Origin of the sequence: Roseovarius dicentrarchi (assembly GCF_003316635.1) — a bacterium.
In the GTDB taxonomy this organism is placed as follows: Bacteria; Pseudomonadota; Alphaproteobacteria; order Rhodobacterales; family Rhodobacteraceae; genus Roseovarius; species Roseovarius dicentrarchi.
Map to the genome: position 1 here is coordinate 1 of NZ_QNQP01000089.1, position 540 is coordinate 540.

At 58.0% G+C, this 540-nt stretch carries 1 pseudogene; it reads right to left on the minus strand.

What is annotated here, in order from left to right:
* A pseudogene (locus tag DQ230_RS16980) lies at window positions 1–401 on the minus strand (IS21 family transposase); the annotation flags it as partial.
* Window positions 402–540: the final 139 nt, after the last annotated feature.

Here is a 540-nt window from a genome sequence, read left to right on the forward strand (position 1 = left end):
CGGCCTCGTAAAAACTGGACCTGGTTCTCGACCTGTCCCTTCTCCCAACCCGACGCGGGGGTGCAGGCCACCGGCTCCATGACATAGTGGTTCATCAAGGCCAGGAACCGGGGATGGAATATCCGGTCCTTCGAACGCGTGACATAGGTCACCATGGTCTTGGGGTTGTCGATGATTACTCGGCGTGGAACCCCGCCGTAGAAGGACAGCGCCTGCGCAAAGGCATCCAGCACCATCTCTTGGGCTTCGCCCGGATAGGCGACGACAAAGGGCTTGCGACTATGGCACAGGCGGAAGTGGGCAACCTTCACTTTCTGCTCGACACCACCCAGGACAATGCGTTCTTCGCTCCAGTCAAACTGGAGGGCATCACCGGCAGCGAAATGCAGGGGAATGAACGCATCTCCCGACCCGGCTGCGGATTTCAAAAATACCGGACAGCGATTACGCTAATTCCCGGACAGCCGTTTCAGTAATTCCCGGACAGCTCGGGCACGGCTGATCATCTGCCTGCGATCATGTTTCGGTTCGGATAGTTTC